Here is a 1372-nt window from a genome sequence, read left to right on the forward strand (position 1 = left end):
CTGCGAATGAGCCAATCTACGTGTTTGGGTTGCGATTTTAGTTTTAAGCTGCTAACGGCAGCTGAGCCTTATCTACGGAGAATTCTTGTCCTTCTTTCGCCATGGCTACAAGCATCCGAGCGAGTTTTCCAATCAACTTCATCATGGACTGCATTTTCGTCATTCGTTTCACTTCTACATTGTGTTTATGCAGGGCTTGGAATGCACGATTATGAGATAAAAGGTGAAACACAGTGAAGTACAAATGCTTACGTAGTAATGAGTTACCTCGTTTCGTGAGCTTAATTTGTCCCTTGTATTTACCGGAACTACGTTCGGCCAAGTTTAATCCTGCCTTTCGCAATAACTGATTTCCATGAGACAGCTTACGTAAGTCCCCACCAAATGCTACTATGGCAGCCGTTGCAGGAAGGGAAGTGCCGACAGACCGAATGAGGTCCGAACAAGGAATTTCAGGCAATATCTTTTCAATCATCTCGTCCGCTTCGTCAATGATTTTTCGGACTCTTTCATATTCGTTTAGTAGGTGCCTCAGTTCCCATTTGTCTTCCTCAAGGGCAACAGAGTCTCCGACGCTATGTCTAGCGAGCTCTTGAAGCTCCATTGCCTTGTTCATGCCTCGTGCGCCGCCAGGTCTAGTCATGTACTCTCCCCAAATTTCCACGATTTGTTGCGGAGTTAACTGCAGCAAGTCAGGAGGGGCAGGAAAACGACGCAAAGTAGCTAATGAACGAGTGCTAAAAATATCTTCAAATGCTTTTCTGTATTCAGGAAAACGGATATCCAGCCAGCGGTGGATACGGTTCTCAATTCGCCCGGATTCAACAACCCAGTGCTCTCTGTTTGCAACGATTACCCGAATGCGGCGGAACGCTTCTTCCTTTGGTGAGAAGGGTGTGTAGTACCCGCGGCTCACAGCATCGGCAATGACTAGTGCATCCTTTGGGTCACTCTTAGAAGGGGAATTATCTCTGTTTTCCTTATTTCGCTTGGTTGTCATTGGATTGACAAGGACAACATCAATACCTCGATTCACCAGCCAGTTGGCAATATTGAACCAATAATGACCGGTACTTTCCATTCCCACAACGACGTCGTTCATGCCGTGCATTTTCTGTAATTTCAGAATGTTACGTTCTAAAAACTCAAAACCGTCAAACTCATTCGAAAACATAATGGGGCGATTGGTGAGGACAATACCCCGAAAATTAATGGCTTGAGCAGCGTGCTTCTCCTTGGCAATGTCGATGCCAATGACAAGAGTGGAAGTGGAAATACGTTCAACACGTTGATTTTGAGCCTTAATTAGTCTAGACTTCATGATAACGCCTCCTAGGTGTGAGTTCTGAGGGCTGCAACCCAGTACATACTC

The 1372-nt window shown here is 45.6% G+C and carries 1 protein-coding gene; it reads right to left on the minus strand.

Annotated features, from left to right (window positions below; all coding sequences use genetic code 11):
• Positions 1-43: 43 nt before the first annotated feature.
• On the minus strand, positions 44-1321 hold the full coding sequence (locus ACFQI7_RS37730) for an IS110 family RNA-guided transposase (RefSeq protein ID WP_377518633.1): 1278 nt from the start codon (positions 1319-1321) through the stop codon (positions 44-46).
• Between the last annotated feature and the right edge of the window lie 51 nt (positions 1322-1372).

The organism is Paenibacillus allorhizosphaerae, assembly GCF_042659105.1.
GTDB lineage: Bacteria > Bacillota > Bacilli > Paenibacillales > NBRC-103111 > Paenibacillus_G > Paenibacillus_G allorhizosphaerae.